General features: G+C 71.2%; 9 protein-coding genes and 1 tRNA gene. 5 read left to right on the top strand and 5 right to left on the bottom strand.

The annotated features are described in order from the left end of the window. Positions 1-55 precede the first annotated feature (55 nt). Positions 56-5,986 carry a DEAD/DEAH box helicase gene (locus OG403_RS08330; protein ID WP_329562737.1) on the bottom strand — a complete coding sequence of 1,977 codons (5,931 nt, stop codon included), beginning with the start codon at positions 5,984-5,986 and terminating at the stop codon, positions 56-58. A 435-nt stretch (positions 5,987-6,421) separates the two neighbouring features. On the opposite strand from OG403_RS08330, the gene OG403_RS08325 reads away from it, so the two are divergent. Further along, positions 6,422-7,954 (top strand): recombinase family protein, encoded by a 1,533-nt coding sequence (locus OG403_RS08325; protein WP_329562735.1) that lies wholly within the window; start codon positions 6,422-6,424, stop codon positions 7,952-7,954. A gap of 123 nt (positions 7,955-8,077) precedes the next feature. Here the strand turns inward: OG403_RS08325 and OG403_RS08320 are convergent. After that, positions 8,078-8,162 (bottom strand) — tRNA-Leu (locus tag OG403_RS08320). A gap of 255 nt (positions 8,163-8,417) precedes the next feature. Between OG403_RS08320 and OG403_RS08315 the strand changes: the two genes are divergently transcribed. The 3 genes from OG403_RS08315 to OG403_RS08305 all read left to right on the top strand — a co-directional run bounded on the left by OG403_RS08315 (position 8,418) and on the right by OG403_RS08305 (position 11,472). Further along, positions 8,418-9,755 (top strand): M20/M25/M40 family metallo-hydrolase, encoded by a 1,338-nt coding sequence (locus tag OG403_RS08315; RefSeq protein ID WP_329562733.1) that lies wholly within the window; start codon positions 8,418-8,420, stop codon positions 9,753-9,755. Positions 9,756-10,040: 285 nt separating this feature from the next. Beyond that, positions 10,041-10,277, top strand: coding sequence for a chaplin (locus OG403_RS08310; RefSeq protein WP_329562731.1), 237 nt, complete (start codon positions 10,041-10,043; stop codon positions 10,275-10,277). Positions 10,278-10,554: 277 nt separating this feature from the next. Further along, a complete protein-coding gene (locus tag OG403_RS08305) occupies positions 10,555-11,472 on the top strand; it encodes a chaplin (RefSeq protein WP_442910881.1) in 918 nt (305 codons plus the stop codon). Between the two features lie 181 nt (positions 11,473-11,653). Here OG403_RS08305 and OG403_RS08300 read toward each other — a convergent pair whose 3' ends face one another. After that, positions 11,654-11,848 (bottom strand): DUF5703 family protein, encoded by a 195-nt coding sequence (locus OG403_RS08300; protein ID WP_266301036.1) that lies wholly within the window; start codon positions 11,846-11,848, stop codon positions 11,654-11,656. A gap of 411 nt (positions 11,849-12,259) precedes the next feature. On the opposite strand from OG403_RS08300, the gene OG403_RS08295 reads away from it, so the two are divergent. Beyond that, positions 12,260-12,865 carry a hypothetical protein gene (locus OG403_RS08295; RefSeq protein WP_329562729.1) on the top strand — a complete coding sequence of 202 codons (606 nt, stop codon included), beginning with the start codon at positions 12,260-12,262 and terminating at the stop codon, positions 12,863-12,865. Positions 12,866-13,028: 163 nt separating this feature from the next. On the opposite strand, the gene OG403_RS08290 is transcribed toward OG403_RS08295, so the two are convergent. Then, positions 13,029-15,329, bottom strand: a complete 2,301-nt coding sequence (locus OG403_RS08290; RefSeq protein ID WP_329562728.1) for an ATP-binding domain-containing protein — start codon at positions 15,327-15,329, stop codon at positions 13,029-13,031. Beyond that, positions 15,326-16,306, bottom strand: a complete 981-nt coding sequence (locus tag OG403_RS08285) for an aldo/keto reductase (protein WP_329562727.1) — start codon at positions 16,304-16,306, stop codon at positions 15,326-15,328. Before OG403_RS08285 ends, OG403_RS08290 begins: the two co-directional genes overlap by 4 nt. Positions 16,307-16,558: the final 252 nt, after the last annotated feature.

Below are 16,558 nucleotides of genomic sequence, written 5' to 3'. Positions count from 1 at the left end.
AGCGGCTCATCGATATACGGTCGCCAGGCTGGCGGTGGTGCGGGTGGAGCCAGGATCACGCGGTTTCATCTACCTTTCGTGGTCGGACTGTTGACGTACCGACTGTGGCTGCTTGTCGTGCCTGCCATCGGCCGTCCGCGGTCGGGACCACTGCGCCCGCCTCCGCCAGACGTCGAATGCATTGCTCCACCTCGGGGAAGGAGAGGTCGGCCCGTCCGCCAAAGTGGGGGCTCTCGCGCAGCGGGCGGGGCAACCGCACCAGGCGTCTGCGCAGCGGATCATACGAGGCCTCCTCACCTCGCAGTGCATGCCAGAGTGTGCGCGGGTGGATGCCCTGGGACAGCACACCGGCGAGTCGGTGGGCTCGCTGGTCCAGACGGCGCTGCCGGGCGACACCGTCGGCGCCTCCGCCCGTGCGGGGCGAGGCGCTCTCGAATGCCTGCGCGACGGCGGGCCGGCGATCGGCGACTGGCCAGTCGGGGCTGCTCCAGCACGCCGAGCACCTGCAGGGGGCGGCCGTGCAGCAGCCTTCCGGAAGAACCGGCACACCGAAGTAGTCGGCGAACTTGCGCTGTGAGCAGGTCGTGGAGTCCTGGAAGAACTGCTGCAGGAGGTCCAACTCCTCGGCGACCCGGGCCGAACGGCGGGCCACCAGCGCAGAGAACCCAGCGGGCAGCCGGTCTTGGCGGATGCACAGACCGGTGACGAGCCTGCGGCTGGGGGCGGCCGAGACGTCCAGCAGCCCCCGGTCGTGCAGGTCGGCCAGGATCTCCCAGGTTCCAGCCGGGCCGTCGGCGAACTCCCGGTAGCCGTTGATGCTTTCGGCGAGGTGCAGGTCGAGTGCGTCGACCGCCAAACGCGCGCGGTCGGGCCGGTCGAGGACCGCTGCCACGATGCGTCGCTCCAGTCCGGACTGCACCGTGCCGGCCTGTGCTTCATCGACTACGGCGGGCCACTGTTGGAAGTCCCCGGGCTTGACTGTACAGAGCGGCGGGAAGTCGCCCAGGTCGGTGACCGTGCCCAGATCCGCGAGGGCGCTGAAGGCTCGCATGACCCCGCTGGTGTATCGGTCCAGGGTGTGGCTCTGACGTACCTCGTCATCGGTCAGCAATCCGGCGTCGGCGTCGGCCGCGACCAGTGCCTCCGCCAGTCTCATGGCATCGAAGCTGCCGTGCTCAGCCAGCACCGCCTGGCCCATCCGTCGGAGCAACGACGCTGCGAGATCCTGGCCGGTCATGAATCGGACCGTGCGCAGCCCACGACTCGTCGCGAGGGCGAGAGCGGTGTTGACGGTCAGTGCGGCCACCGCGGGAGAACCGGCGGCGTCGCGCCCGGCCCGACCGATCTGCTGGTAGAGGGCGGCGAGGTCGGTGGGGGGTGAAACGCAGAACACGGTGCGCACATCGGGCCGGTTGACCCCAAGCCCGAACGCGGACGTGGCCACGGTGACGAGTGGCGCGAAGCCCTCCGCGCCTTGCCGCGGTGCCTCGCGGAACTCGTGCATCACGGCGGTCTTCTCGGCCTCGGTGAGCCGGCCGTGGAAGCGCAATACGCGCACGCCGGTACCGCCGACGTACTCGCGCAGGTGAGCGTGTAGCGCGTTGACCTCCTTGACGGTCAGGCAGTAGAAGATCGCGTGCCCGTCCAGTGCGTCGATCACTCGTTCGGCCAAGCCGACCACCGTGGACGGCCCTGCCTGGCGGAACGAGCGGCGGAAGATGGCGAGTTCGGGCCGAATGGGGTTCTCCCGCACGGTGACCAGGCCGCCCTGGACATCCGCGCATGCGGCCTCGTCGAGCTCCTGGGCCGACCCGGCGGCGGGCGGTTCGGGAGCCAGACCGAAGAGGCTCTCCCGCATCGCCGCATGCACGGAACGGTTGGCGGTCGCTGTCACCGCTGTGACCGGGAGGCCGAACTCACTGCGCAGCTCGGCCAGGAACCGGCCCGCGCGCCGCATGCTCGGTCGGAAGTCCTCCCACTGCGCTACGGTGTGCGCCTCGTCGACGGCGATCCGGGTCACCCGCCCGGAGCGGACGGCCTGGCGGACCAGTTCGCGGAACCGACGTTGGCACAGCCGTTCCGGACTGACGTAGACCAGTTTGATTTGGTGCTCGTAGCGGCCGAGGAGCTGATCGGCGACCTCCGTCTTGCCGGCCCGGCTGCTGGACTCGCGGAGCGGTGACACCAGGGCCCGGACCGCGCCACCGATCGCCCTGTTCAGTTCGAGCGCCTGATCGTGCATGAGCGCCACCAAGGGGCTGATGACGATGGTCGTCCCGGGCAGCACCAGGGCGGGCAGTTGGAAGGTGAAGCTCTTACCGAAGCCGGTGGGCAGGAGCCCGAGGAGGTTGCGTCGCTCGGTCACGGCCTGGATGGCCGCGCGCTGGGCGGGCTTCAGGGAGAGGGGTGTGTTGGAGAGCCCCAGCAGGCCGCCGATCTCGGCCGCCCGCTCCAGCACGACTTCGGTGAGCTCCCCGCAGGCGCGCAGTCGGTTCGTCTCCTGCTCTGTCAGAGCGAGTTCACGGATGCGGCGGGTGTACGGCAGCAGAGCTTGCCGATCGAGGGCATCGTCCGTGGTCAACTCCTCAAGGCGGGCGGCCGGAAGGAGATCCTGTCGCGCCAGGAACCCCCAGATCCTTCGCCAGCCCTCCGTCATCGTCGTCACGTTGCCGCCGCAGGGTTCCCCGGTGGCCGGATCGGGCTTGAGCAGGCCCGCGTCGAGGCTGCCCAGGAAACACCGCCGATACGCGCGCCGAAGTGCCGTGTGGCCACCGAGCTTGCGGTCGCTGATGACGATCACGCCACGGTGTCGATCGGAGCGGATCAACCGGCCGACGGCCTGGCGCAGTTGTAGGGCTGCCAGCGGAAGGTAGTAGTCCTCCGTTGCTGCGGAGTCGGGGTCCGGGTGACCAGACTCTTCCGCACGTTGCCGGACCGCGGCGCGGCGGGCCTCGATGACGGGAGCGGCGAACGGCGCGAACGGCAGTTTGTTGATCCAGACGAGCCGCAGGCGGTGCTCATCCGACACGTCGACGCCTTGCCAGAGTCCCTTGGTGCCGACCAGGAAACCGCCGCCGCTCTGCCGGTCGGTGAACTCGGTGACCGCTCGTCCGTTGCCCAGCGGCAGCGCCCCGACCACCGGGGCGGTCAGCACGCGAGCTCGGAGCTCCCGTTCCAGCCGGTCGGCAATGCCGGCAGCGGTCGCCCGAGCGGTGGTGAGCACCATCGCGCCGCCGTCGTGGCCGTCGCCGTCGTGGCGAGGCCGCACCGCCTCCTCGGCATAGCCACCGAGCTGGTGCGCTACGGTTGCCATGGCCCCCTCCTCCTGTTCTGCCCAGGACGGGAAGTCCGAGAAGCAGACCAGTTCGGCTTGGTTTGCCAGGTCGAACGGTGAGTCCAGGGCCAGCGCGGGCAGGCTGGCCGCCAGCGCGAGATGGTTGCGGATGAAGTCCCAGGAGCCGCCGACCCGAAGGGTCGCCGAGACGTAGTGGACGCGATCGAAGGACTGCAGATAGCGCTGCCACTCGGGGTCGTCGACCAGGTCGACCGGGCTGGAGGCGATGCGGAACCGATAGGCGCGGGGACTGATGTCCGGCTCGCCCAGCTCCTCCAGAAACACCACACGGGAAGGCCTGGAAGAGCCACCCTGATCGTCGAGGGTGAGGGTCGGTTGGAGCAGCGCCTCAAGGTCGGTCGCGAGTCGGGCGAGCGTGTTGGCGAGGTCGTCGGCTCTGCCGGTGAGGCCACGCGCCCGCTCCCGCGCGAGTGCGTCCAGCGTTGCTGAGTGCTCTGCAACGTACTGGCTGATCGTGGCGGCCACTTGGCCTATTGCGTGGCCGTGCTGGACCAGCAGACGATCGAAACGGCGGGCTTCCTGTGTGCCGGAGGTTCCGGAAAAAGGGCTGGCCAGAGTGGCTGTCCTGGTGCCGATCCGAGCGCCGACGCCCTTTGCCCGGGCGTCGAACGCCTGCGCAGCCAGATGGGGAAGGCGCTCGTGTGCCAGCAGGGTCTCCAGGCCGTTCAGGGCGGCAGCGGCGCGATCCCTGGCGGAGCCGGCACGCGCCTCGTTGACCCAGGCCGCCGCCTCGGCGAGCAGCATCTCCACCTCGCGGTGGTCCACCGCCGCGGTCAGTGCCGAGGTGGCCGCGTTCTCAAGCTCGTGGGCCTCGTCGATGACGAGGAGAATCTGCGGGCCGAGCGAGCGCAGGTCGTCGAGATGGGACAGCACCAAGGCGTGGTTGGCGAGCACCAGGCGGTGCCCGGCGATCGCCTCGCGCACGGTGTCCGCGTGTGGCGCCAGTGGCGTGTCGGCTCCGGGGCGAAAGTCCCCATCGCGCTGGGAGAGTGAAGCCAACCAAAGCGGCAGCGCGTGGCCGGCGTAGGAGGCGAAGAACGCCGGCAGGTCGACTGGATCCACCGAACGCGCGGTCCAGGACAGTGGGGCATGGGTACAGGCCCGCAATCGCAGCAGCAGGTAGGCCGTCAGCTCGCGGAACCGGGGATGGCCGACAGGGCGTCGGCTGCTGGCCGCTCCCGGGGCTGCCCGGGTGGCCTCCACCAGTGCAGAGGTCAGGGCCGCCAGGGAGAGGCGGTTGGCCTGTCCCTTGACCAGGTCGGCCACAGTCAGTACCCCGGGGAAGGCGCGGTCGAGATCCTTGAGATCCCTGGCCATCTGGCTCTGGAGTTGTTTCGTGAACGTGGCTACGACGGCGGTCCGGTCGGGGGCTCCGGCCAGCCATTCGAGAGCCGCCGCCAGCACCGCGTAGCTCTTCCCGGTGCCGGTCGGAGCCTCCAGGAGGCCTGAGGTGCCCGCACGGGTCCAGGCGTGGAGTGTGTCCCCCATATGTTGCTGCGCGGGCCGCTGTTCGGCCTTGGTCAGATGCACGGATGCGGCCAGTAACCCCGGGTCCACCACGCCGTCGTGATTCCGCAGGCGGTCCGGTACGTGGACGTTGGCGCGCCCGCTTGGTTGGCCGTCGGGTACTCGTCGAGGTTGGTGTTGTGCGAGCTCGCTGCTGAGGAGCAGCGACACTTGATGCGGTTCCCACGGCTGGGCCTGGTCGTCCTGTGCCGACTCGCTCCCGGCCAGGTGTAACAGTACTCGCCAGGCTGGTGATCCGGCGCAGACGTCCGCCAGCAAGCTCCTCAAGTTCGCCTGCCAGGAGGCTACTTCATGGCCAGCGCAGGCAAGCACCCGTACAAGGAGAGCGACGTCGTCCGGTGCGGTGTGCGCACGCAGATCCCGGCTTTGGACGCTGACCTCCTTCGCCAGGTCGTGCAGGCGGTGGGACTCTGCGGCCGGCCAGACGACGTGCGCGAGATACAGCGCGTCCACCAGCGCACACGAAGCCAGCGGATCGTCTAGGCCCGCGCGGATCGACGCTTCCCGGATCAAGGGGAAGTCGAGGCCGGTACCGTTGTAGGCGACGACGGCATCCGCGCTGGCGAGTTGGGCGGAGAGCCCGGCCCACGCCTCGTCAGGTTTGGCCCCGTGGTCACGCACCTGCTTCCGCAGCGCAGGGTCGCGGATCTCTTCCTGATCGCAGGAGAGCTGCACGAAGCAGTCCCAGCGTGGCGCGGCAGCTACCCACTCACTGTCGCTGCCGAAGCGCGCGACGGCGATCTGGTAGACGTGCCGTTCCAGGTAAGGCTCCATGGCCGTAGTCCGTACCACGCTCTCCAGGTCGACGGCCGCGAAGCGGGTACCGCAGCGTTCGGTCGTTGCTTCTGATGCAGCCTCCACAACGCCAGCCGTGGACTCGGGGACTGCGGGGGAATCGACTGCAGTGATCCATCCATCGGTGATCTGCAGCAACTCCGCCGCCACGGCGCGTTCCACGAGTTGCATGAGGCGGATCTCGGGCAGTCGCGGATGGCGTACCCCAGCCAGAGCTGTCAGTTCGGCTTGAGTGATTCCTCGCGCAGCCTCTCGCACCAACGCAACGATCTTGAGGACCTGCGTTGAAACGTTCGAAACCCCGCTCAAGTTCACTTCCTCTGCATCATGGGATTCCCATCCCTCGGTGGCGGTCTCATGAGCTTGCCGCGACCGTCTACTGCCCGTGCTGCCGGGCAATGCATCTCCGACTACGACTCACAGCAGGGTAGTTGACGTGTCAGGGATGGGCTGGCCCAGTGGGGAACCAGTCTAGGGGCGCCCTCAGTCTGTGCAGGCAGGAAAGGCGAAAATATTACTGCGAAATTCGTCTGCTGCGCGTTCGTGGGTGACTGTTCTGGCTACCCAGGAGTAGCAAGGGGGCGCAGGGTCGGTCACCCAATTGACGACGGAGTGTCAAAATATCTATCGCCGTGAGACGTGGTTCCTTGCTGATGGGGCTCTTGCGCTACATGGTCGGCCTCGGCCGGGGTAATGCCGCGCGGTGATGTTCATCCTTTCGAGTTAACTATGCTGTTTTTTGGCGTGTCTGACGTGCTGGCGGATATCCCAGTCGTTGGTGAGCGGGCCCCGGCCTGCGTGGAGGTGTCGGCCATGATGGTGAAAGTCGTAGCGCCTCCGCTGCTCGCAGTGGGCCCTCCAGCGGACCGTGCTGGCTCGTTGCTGCGGTGGGCCGATGCGTTCGGTCAGCTTCGGCCCGAGGCGGGCCGCTGGGATCGGTGCGGGGTGCGGTTCGCGTTCTACGGCCGGGTTTCCACGGAGGACCACCAAGATCCAGTCACTTCCCGGGGATGGCAGTTGCTGCGGGCGCAGGCCCTGACGAGTGGTCATGGCCGGATCGTGGCGGAGTTCTTCGATATCGGCCACAGCCGCACCCTGCCGTGGGCGCGCCGACCGGAGGCCGCCGCGCTGCTCGCTGCGATGGCCGCCCCGGAGCGGGAGTTCGACGCGATCGTGATCGGCTCCAGCGAACGGGCCTTTCACGGGAACCAGTTCACCGTCATGGCTCCGCTGTTCGAGCACTACGGCGTCACGGTGTGGATACCAGAGTTGGGCGGTGCGGCTGACCCGAAGGTCGCCGGGCACGAGGAGTTGATGGTCCTGCTCGGGATCCTGGCGAAACGGGAGGTCGCCCGCACCCGCATCCGGGTCCGCACGGCCATGACCGTCCAAGCGCGTGACCAGGGCCGCTATCTCGGGGGCCGGCCGCCCTACGGGTATCGACTCGTGGATGCGGGACCGCATCCGAACCGGGCGCTGGCCCGCCGCGGTGTGCGTATCCAGCGTCTTGACACCGACCTCGAGTGCGGGCGGATCGTGAGCTGGATCTTCGCCCAGCGCCTGGCCGGCCACAGCATTGCCCGGATCACCCGTGCCCTCAACGACACCGCGATCCCGTGCCCCTCGGTCGCAGACCCGGAGCGCAACCCGCACCGCAGCGCGCAGCAGTGGACGCTGACCACGGTGCGCGCGATCCTGGCCAATCCCCGCTACACCGGGCGCCAGGTGTGGAACCGCCAGCGCACCGACCACGACCTGATCGACACCGCCAACACCACCCTCGGCACGCGCGAGGTGATGCGCTGGAACGCCCCCGACGACTGGGTCATCTCCACCGACGTGGCGCATCCCGCGCTGGTCAGTGAGGCCGACTTCATCGCGGTCCAGGGCATCCGCGCCCGACGCGACACGCTGGCCGAGCGTGAGTACGTGCTGGCGGGGCTGTTGCGCTGCGGTCCGTGCGGTCGGCTGATGGAGTCCTGCTGGTCCCACGGCCGCCCCGCCTACCGCTGCCGCCACGGTCACTCCAGCGCCACTACGCCCAATCCTGACCGGCCGCGCAACGCGTACGTGCGTGAGGACGAGGTCCTGCCGCGCCTGCCGGCCCTGTGGATCAGGCTCGCCGCCGACCGGTCGGACGAGCAGGCCGTGGGAGTCGCGAGCGCGCTGGAGGTCGTCGCGTGGCTTCGGGCTTGCGGTGTCGGCCTTGTCTACGACTCGGCGGGCCGAACCCTGACCGCAGACACACCGTCGAGAGAGAGGATCGCCATCGGCTGACCACCACTGCGCCGACACCCCGCTGAGCAGGGCGTGAAACGGCGAACGCCCGTCCCTCGCCGAAGGCCAGGAACGGGCGCCGAAGACCGCTGCCCAAAAACCAAGCAGCGTGTACAAAAAGTGTGTCCGAGGGGGGACTTGAACCCCCACGCCCGATAAAGGGCACTAGCACCTCAAGCTAGCGCGTCTGCCATTCCGCCACCCGGACTAGGTGGTCCGCTCGGCCCGTCGGCCTCGCTGACATGCATAACTGTAGCAAAGATCGGCTCAGGGGCCCAAAAGCCTGGGGGAGTGGGGGTGGCTGGGGGGTGGACGGGAGGGTTCGGAGAGGTTCTGGGGGGATTTCCTTGGGGTGGGGCAGGGACTGGGGGAGGATGGCGGGACCGTGCTCGAAAGGTTCCCGGCGAGGTCGGGGGCGGTCCGGACGGGTGTGCCGGGCGGGGCCAGACGACGAGGAGTGGGTGTGAGCGAGGCGAATGCGGAGCGCGCCGGCGGGTCGCGGGTGACGGGGGAGTCGGAGGTGGTCGACATCTGTCGTGACCTGATCCGGATCGACACCAGCAACTACGGGGACGGATCGGGGCCTGGCGAGCGGGCCGCGGCCGAGTACGTGGCGGAGCAGCTGGCCGAGTTCGGGCTGGAGCCGAAGATCATCGAGTCGGCCAAGGGCCGGGCCTCGACCGTGGTGCGGATCGAGGGTGAGGACCGGTCGCGGCCGGGGCTGCTGATCCACGGGCACACCGACGTGGTGCCGGCCAACGCCGACGACTGGACGCACCACCCGTTCTCCGGCGAGGTCGCGGACGGTTGCGTCTGGGGCCGTGGCGCGGTGGACATGAAGGACATGGACGCCATGACGCTGGCGGTCGTCCGCGACCGGCTGCGGACCGGGCGCAAGCCTCCGCGTGACCTGGTGCTCGCGTTCCTCGCGGACGAGGAGGCGGGCGGCACCTACGGCGCGCGGTACCTGGTGGACAAGCACCCGGATCTGTTCGAGGGCGTGACCGAGGCGATCGGCGAGGTCGGCGGGTTCTCGTTCACCGTCAACGACAAGGCGCGGCTCTACCTGATCGAGACGGCCGAGAAGGGCATGCACTGGATGCGGCTCACGGTCGAGGGCCGGGCCGGGCACGGCTCGATGATGAACGACGACAACGCCATCACCGAGCTGTGCGAGGCGGTGGCCCGGCTCGGGCGGCACGAGTTCCCGCTGCGGATCACCAAGACGGTCCGATCCTTCCTGGACGAGCTCTCGGACGCGCTCGGCGTGCCGCTCGACCCGGAGAACATGGACGAGACCCTCCGCGTCCTCGGCGGCATCGCCAAGATGATCGGCACCACGCTGCGCAACACCGCGCAGCCGACCATGCTCGGTGCCGGGTACAAGGTGAACGTGATTCCGGGGCAGGCCACGGCGCACGTGGACGGGCGGTTCCTGCCGGGGTACGAGGAGGAGTTCCTGGCCGAGCTGGACAGCGTGCTCGGCCCGCGGGTGAAGCGCGAGAGCCTGCACTCCGACAAGGCGATCGAGACCAGTTTCGACGGCGCACTGGTGGAGGCGATGCAGTCGGCGCTGCGGGCCGAGGACCCGATCGCCCGGGCGGTGCCGTACTGCCTGTCGGGCGGGACGGACGCGAAGTCGTTCCAGGACCTCGGGATCCGCTGCTTCGGCTTCGCGCCGCTGCAGCTGCCGCCGGAGCTGGACTTCGCCGGGATGTTCCACGGGGTGGACGAGCGGGTGCCGGTCGACGGACTGAAGTTCGGGGTCCGGGTGCTGGACCGGTTCCTCGACGCCTGCTGACGCAGGCCTCGTCAGGTCTCGTCAGACCTCGCCAGACCTCGCCAGGCCCGCCCCAGAAGTCCGAGTGACTTCTGGGGCGGGCCTTTTTATCTGAGGGGATGACGAGCGGGTCGGTTATCCATGGCGGGAAGAATCGATTCTTCCGCTTTCTCCATGACCGCTCATCAGAGCGATCCATCACCGCTGCGGGTGAATGGATTCCATGTCGCGTACCCCATTTGGCAGAGCCTCGTTCACTCCTATGGCGGCTCGGGGACCGGGTCGCTCAGATGATCAGGAGGAAAGATGAACGCCAAGAAGATCGCGGTTGTCACGGCTGCGGCCGGTGGGCTGATGCTGGCCGGTGCGGGTGCCGCCAACGCGACCGCCGGCGCCGAGGGTGCCGCGGTGCACTCGCCCGGTGTTGTGTCGGGCAACGTCGTCCAGGTTCCGGTGCACGTCCCGGTCAACGTCTGCGGCAACACGATCAGCGTGATCGGCCTGCTGAACCCGGCGTTCGGCGACACCTGCTTCAACAGCTGACGCTGGGCCGGCGGGCTGGTAGGTCCTCGGGCCGGCGGACGGCCGACAGGTAGGCGCAGCCGCACGGCAGAGCGACACCCGAAAGAGGGGCGTCCCGACGGGGCGCCCTTTTTCGCGGCTCAATCCACCTGATCGAGTGAGGTGAGGCCGCTTGGGCCAACCTTTTGGGGGCTGGCTCGTTACCTAGTGGGCGGGAAAAGATTTCGTCGGAAATTCCGACCATCACATGTCAGGGGTACCTATGCGACAGGTTGCCAGAAAAGGGATCCTCACGGCCGTGGCCACCGGCAGCGTGCTGGCCTCCACTGCGGGTTATGCGTACGCGAGTGCGGACGCGGACGGTGCGGCGGCAGGCTCCCCGGGGGTCGGCTCCGGCAACACCGTGCAGGTGCCGGTGGAGGCGCCGATCAATGTGTGTGGCAACACGGTCGATGTGGTCGGGCTGCTGAACCCGGCCTACGGGAACCACTGCGGGAACGCCTCGGCGCCCGGCAGCCAGCCCGGCGGCGGTCGCCAGAGCGGTCAGCAGGGCGGTGGCCAGCAGGGCGGCGGTCAGAGCGGGTCGGGGACACAGAGCGGCCCGGGAACGCCCCAGGGTTCCTGGCCGGGCAGCCCTTCGATGCCGGGGATGCCGGGGATGCCCCCGCTGACCGGTAACCCCGGCGGCCCGGGCGTCAACCAGCCCACCGGCGGTGACACCGGCAGCACCGGTAGCAACAGCGGCAACGGCAGCCACACCGGCACCGCCGGCAGCTCCGCGTCCGGTGCCGGCTCGCACTCGCCCGGTGTGGCCTCCGGCAACACGGGCCAGGTCCCTGTCGACGTCCCGGTGAACCTCTGCGGCAACTCGGGCAACGTCATCGGCCTGCTCAACCCGGTCATGGGCAACGACTGCGCCAACCACGAGGTCGCGCCGGTCACCCCGATCGTCACGCCGACGCCCTGCCCGCAGCCTCCGACGCCGATCCAGCCGCCACCCGCCCAGGCGGGGCCTGGTGGCACCATCCGCACGGGTGTGCCGGCGGCGGCCGTGCCGGTGTCGGCACCGGTCGCCCCGGCGGCCGTGAGTGCGCCTGCCCGGGTCAGTCAGCTCGCCTTCACGGGCGCGGACGGCCTCGACGTGATCGCGCCGGCCGGGCTCGCGCTGCTGATCGCGGGCGGGGTGCTCTACCGGCGCTCGCGCACGGCGGCCTGACCGACGGGTCGACCCACCGAGGGGCGTCGCCGCCCTGCGGGCTCCGGGCAACCGGGCAGCCGTCCCGCAGTCACGCTCGTGCGGCGACGCCCCTACGGCCGTGGCCGTGACCGCGGTCGTGGTCGCCCCCGCGGCGGTGTCTGCCGCAGTGACACCGGTCGTCGCCCGGCGCCGACCGGTGTCACCAGCTGCGGACCTGCCGGATGATCCGGCGGCGCAGCAGCACCGTGCGGCTGCCGTCCGGGAAGAGCCGCAGCCTGTCCAGCTCCCAGTGCCCGTACTCGGCGTGCTCGGTGAGCAACTGCCGTGCCGCGTTGCGCGTCGTGCCGCGCGGCATGCGCAGCGACTGGTACTCGTACTCGGGCTGTCGGACCAGCTTCGGTGGGGTCAATGTTCGCCTCCTCAGCGATGTCTGCGGGAAAGCCTACGACTTGCCGCCGACAGTGGCACCGGTCCGGCCGAGCCGCCGGACCGGCCGCCTGCCGGCGGTGCGTCGCGCTCCTGGGAGAAGTCGGCTGATGGTCGGTCAATTCCCTGAGCGGCTCGCCCGTCCGGGGCCCGGCGGTGTGCCCGCCGGCTCCCGGACGGCCTGCGCGGCCTTCTTTCGAGGGGAGTTCTACCCGCCTCGCCGACACGGAATGCGCCGCTCACCCGGCCGCGAAGGGCGCAAGACGGCGGGTGCAGAAGCGCACGGTTTCGGACATCACGGGTCAAGTTGCCGGGCTTTCGCAAACTCAGAGCGGAACCCCTGTGCGCCCCGGGCCCTGGTACGGATAGCGTCTCCTTCATGTCTGATGCCGCGCAGCTCACCCGCACCGAGGTACGCGAAGCCGCCGAGGCGGTCAAGGCCGCTATCGACCGCCATCTGGAAGCGGTGTCCAGCACCACCGAAGCCGACGATCCTGCGGTCTTCGCCGCGTACGAGGAGTTGGCCGCGGCGGCCATCCACTACGACCAGTTGCTGTACGAGGTCTACGACGAGGTGACCCCGTTCGAGGTCCCCGGCGACGGCGGCCCGGGCAGCTATCGCGGACCGGAGGAGCCGGAGGCGATCAGCGTGCTGATCCGCCGCGACTACCGGATCGCCGACCCGCGCCGACTGCGCGGCCAGGCCGAGCGCCTGGACAGCGAGCTGCCCGCCGTGCCGGAGGGCGCCGACGGGGTGACCGCCGCGGTCGGCGTGGTGTTCGGCGAGTACGACCCGGACGAGATCGCGGCCCGCGCCGAGGAGTTCGGCCTGGAGGAGGGCGACTCGACGATCTGGGTGACGGCGACCGAGTCGGGGGAGCCGGGGGAGTGGCTCGCCGAGCCGTTCGACAGCCCCGACCCGCAGCTGCTGCTCTGCCGCTTCGACGTCAGCGAGGTCTACGACGAGGACGAGCTGGACGACTGACCCGGACGAGAGCGACGAGGTAGCGAGCCGACAGCGCAGGAAGCGCCAGCGCAAGAACCGCGAGCGCAAGAACCGACAGTGCAAGAACCGAGAGCATGGCCGTGGGTGCGCCGGGTCAACCGGGCGCACCCACGGCCATCTCGCCGTCAGGGGCGGGTCGGCGTCAGTACGCCTGCTCGGCGTGCTCCGCGAGGATCGCCCGCAGCCGGGTGGTCCGCGCGGCGGCCGCCCGTTCCGTGACGGCCTGCGCCAGCGCCGGACCGGCGGCGTGCACCACGGACAGGTGGCGCTCGGCCCGGCTGAACGCCGTGTAGACCCACTGCCGGGTCAGCGTGGCCGCCGCGTCCTCGGGCAGCACCACCACGACACCGGGCCAGCGCCGTCCGACGGCCTGGTGCGCCGTGAGCGCCCAGCCGTGGCGCAGCCGGTCGACCTGGCCGGGCGGCAGCAGCAGCTCCGCCCGCGCGCCGGCCAGCGCGATCCGCAGGCCCGCGGCATCACCGCTGAGCACGGTGCCGGGGCGGTTGACGCCGGGCAGCGGGGAGTAGACCACCCGGTCGCCGGGGTCGAAGCCGGCGAACCGCCCGGGGCCGGGGTTCAGCTGGGCCTTGGCCGCGGCGTTCAGTGCCCGGGTGCCGGCCGGACCGGCGTGCCCGGGGGTCAGCAGCACGGTCTGCTCGGCGGGGATGCCGAGCGCGCGCGGGATCGAGTCGGTGAGCAACTGGACCGCCCGGTGGACGGCTTCGCCGGCCTCGCGGGCGGTGAGGATCACCACCTCCTTCTCCGGAGCCTCGACGCTCTGCAACTCGCCGATGCCGATCCCGGAGACCAGCTCGCCGATCGGGCTGAGGTCGGGGGTGCGGGAGGCGACCACGGGCGCGGGCTTGGCGGCGAGCAGGTCGGCGAAGAGCCGTCCGGGGCCGGCCGACCAGAGCTGGCCCGGATCGCCGCTGAGCACCAGCCGGGTGCCGTCGGCGAGCGCCTCGACCAGGGTGGCGGCCAGCTCCAGGTCGAGCAGCGGGGCGTCCTGCACGATCAGCAGATCAACGGCGAGCGAGCCGTCCTCGGCCCGGCCCGGCCCGGCGGGCAGCCGACCCTCGCCGCCCGGTCCGGCCTGGCCGGCTTGGCCGGCCGACGCGCCCTGCAGCAGCTCGGCCAGGGTGAGCGAGGCGGCCTGGGCACCGGGCTCGGGCAGCAGGGCGGCCAGCGCGTCCCGCCCGTACTCGTTCCAGGAGGCCGCCCAGGCCCGCAGGCCGAGCCGGCGGGCGGCGGCGAGCAGCGCGGCGAGCTCGGCCCGTGCGGCGGCGTCGCCGGTGTGCAGCACCAGCGGGTGCGCCGCGACGGCCCGGATCAGCGCGCTCGCCGAGGCGGAACGCTCGGCCGCCGCAGCCGCCTCCCAGGCGTCGACGGTGGGAGCGGCGGGCGGCCCGGCGGCCGGCGCACCATCAGCTGACGCCGGATCCCCTGACGCCGGATCTCCTGACGTCGCGTCCTCTGACGTCTCGTCCCCTGGTGCCCCGTCACCGGCCGCCTCGTCAGCAGCCGCTTCGCCGACCGCCGCTTCGGGCGCGTCGCCAGGTGCCTCGAAGGTGGACATGATCCGGACCAGTCCGTCCGCCGCGCTGTCCTCGGCGAGCGCGAGCCGATCCAGCGCGAGCAGCATCCGGACCGGCGGCTCCTCGTCCTCGTCGGCCGCGGCCGCGCCGGGGCCGGTCTCCTCCTCCTGGAACGGCATCACCCGCCCGTCCAGCACGGCTTCCTGCAGCGCCTGCTCGGGTTCGGGCAGGCCGAGCTTGGCCAGGCCCTCGCGCAGCTCGCCCGCCTCCAGCGCGGAGTGGCCGCGCAGGGCGGCCTGCTCCAGCAGCCAGACCGCCAGCGCCTGACCGCGCCGGGAGTCGCCCGGACCGGCCTCGGCGCCGAGCAGCGCACGGGCGAAGCCGTCCGCCTGCTCGGGGCGCACACCGGGCAGCGAGAGCAGGCCCCACGGATCCTCCCGCAGGGCGGTGGCCGCGCCCTCGCCGAAGGCGGCCACGGCGGCTGTCGCGAGCCCGGCGACGGCGGCACCGGGCGCGCCGCCGGCCGTCAGCACCTCGGCGACGGCGCTCAGCGCGGCGGCCCGGGCCTCGTCCAGTGCGGCAGCGGCGGCAGCGGCGCTGACCGGAGCCGCCGCCGGAGCAGCCGCAGCGGTGGCATCGGTGGGACCGGAAGCGCCGCCCGCCGCCCCAGCGGCACGCGCGGCCCCGGGAGCCCCGCTGCCGATCGTCCGGATCGCCTCCGCCAGCGCGGCCACCTCGGCGGCCCGCCCGGCGTCAGCGCCCGTCCCGGCGCCCGCCCCGGGCTCCGGCGCGGCAGCCGCTGGGCTGCCGGCTGCTGGGGTGCCCGCCTCCGCGCCGCCCGCTTCCGTGCGCGGCTCGGGCAGCGCGGCCTCCTGCGGACCCGAGTCCGGGTCGTGCGTCTGACTCACAGTTCGTTCCAGTCCTGATCAGGGTAGCGACGCACCGGCGCCGAGATGTCGTCGAGCGCACCGCGGATCTCATCCGGAAGCGTAAGCGCCTCCACCGACAGCGCCGCCTGCAGCTGGGTCGCCGTCCGGGCCCCGACGATCGCGGCGGCCACCCCGGGCCGGTCCCGGACCCAGGAGAGCGCCACCGCCAGCGGGCTGCTGGCCAGGCCGTCGGCGGCCGTCGCCACCGCGTCCACGATCCGGCGCGAGCGCTCCCCGAGGTAGGGCTGGACGAACCCGGCCAGGTAGGGCGAAGCGCCCCGGGAGTCCGGCGGGACGCCGTGCCGGTACTTGCCGGTGAGCACCCCGCGCCCGAGCGGTGAGGAGGCCAGCAGCCCGACCCCGGCGTCCAGCGCGGCCGGCAGCACCTCGCGCTCGACCCCGCGCTGCAGCAGCGAGTACTCCATCTGCGTCCCGGCCAGCGGCACCCGGCCGACCGCGCAGTGCTGCCAGGTGGCGGCCTTGGCCAGCTGCCAGCCGCTGAAGTTGGAGACCCCGACGTAGCGGGCCCGCCCGGAGCCGACGGCCAGGTCCAGCGCGTGCAGGGTCTCCTCGGTGGGCGTGGCGGGGTCGAACGCGTGCACCTGCCACAGGTCCACGTGGTCGGTGCCGATCCGGCGCAGCGAGGCGTCCAGCGCGTCCAGCAGGTGCCGGCGGGAGGCGTCGAAGCGGCGGTCGGCGTCGGGGACGCTGCCGGCCTTGGTGGCGATCACCAGTTCGGAGCGCGGGACCAGACTGTCCGTCAGCCGGGAGAGCAGGTACTCGGCGCCACCGTCGGCGTAGCTGTCGGCGGTGTCGACCAGCGTGCCGCCGGCCGTCACGAACTCCTTGAGCTGCTCGGCGGCCTGGTCCTCGTCGGTGTCCCGGCCCCAGGTCATGGTGCCCAGGCCCAACCGCGAGACCCGCAGACCGGTGCGGCCGAGTTGACGCTGCTCCATGGCAGGGAACCCCCTCGATCGTGGTGTGGGTGCCGTGGTCGCGAGCGCCCGGTGGGGACGGCGGACGGTGGCACGATCGAGCGTAGTGCGCAGCCCCTGGTCGGCCACGCAGACCCGCAGGCAGACCCCGCAGACCCCGCCCGCAGACCCCGCCCGCGGGCGACCCACGAGGCGGACCCGGCGCAGCCGGGTGATGTGACCCGCGCCACTCCTACCAGCCGGTAGCAACCCGCTGCCCCAGCACTACGCTCG

The sequence above is a fragment of the Kitasatospora sp. NBC_01266 genome (assembly GCF_036242395.1).
Classification (GTDB): Bacteria; Actinomycetota; Actinomycetes; order Streptomycetales; family Streptomycetaceae; genus Kitasatospora.
Note: the sequence above shows the minus strand (reverse complement) of the source record. Positions and strands in the feature narration are given on the sequence as shown.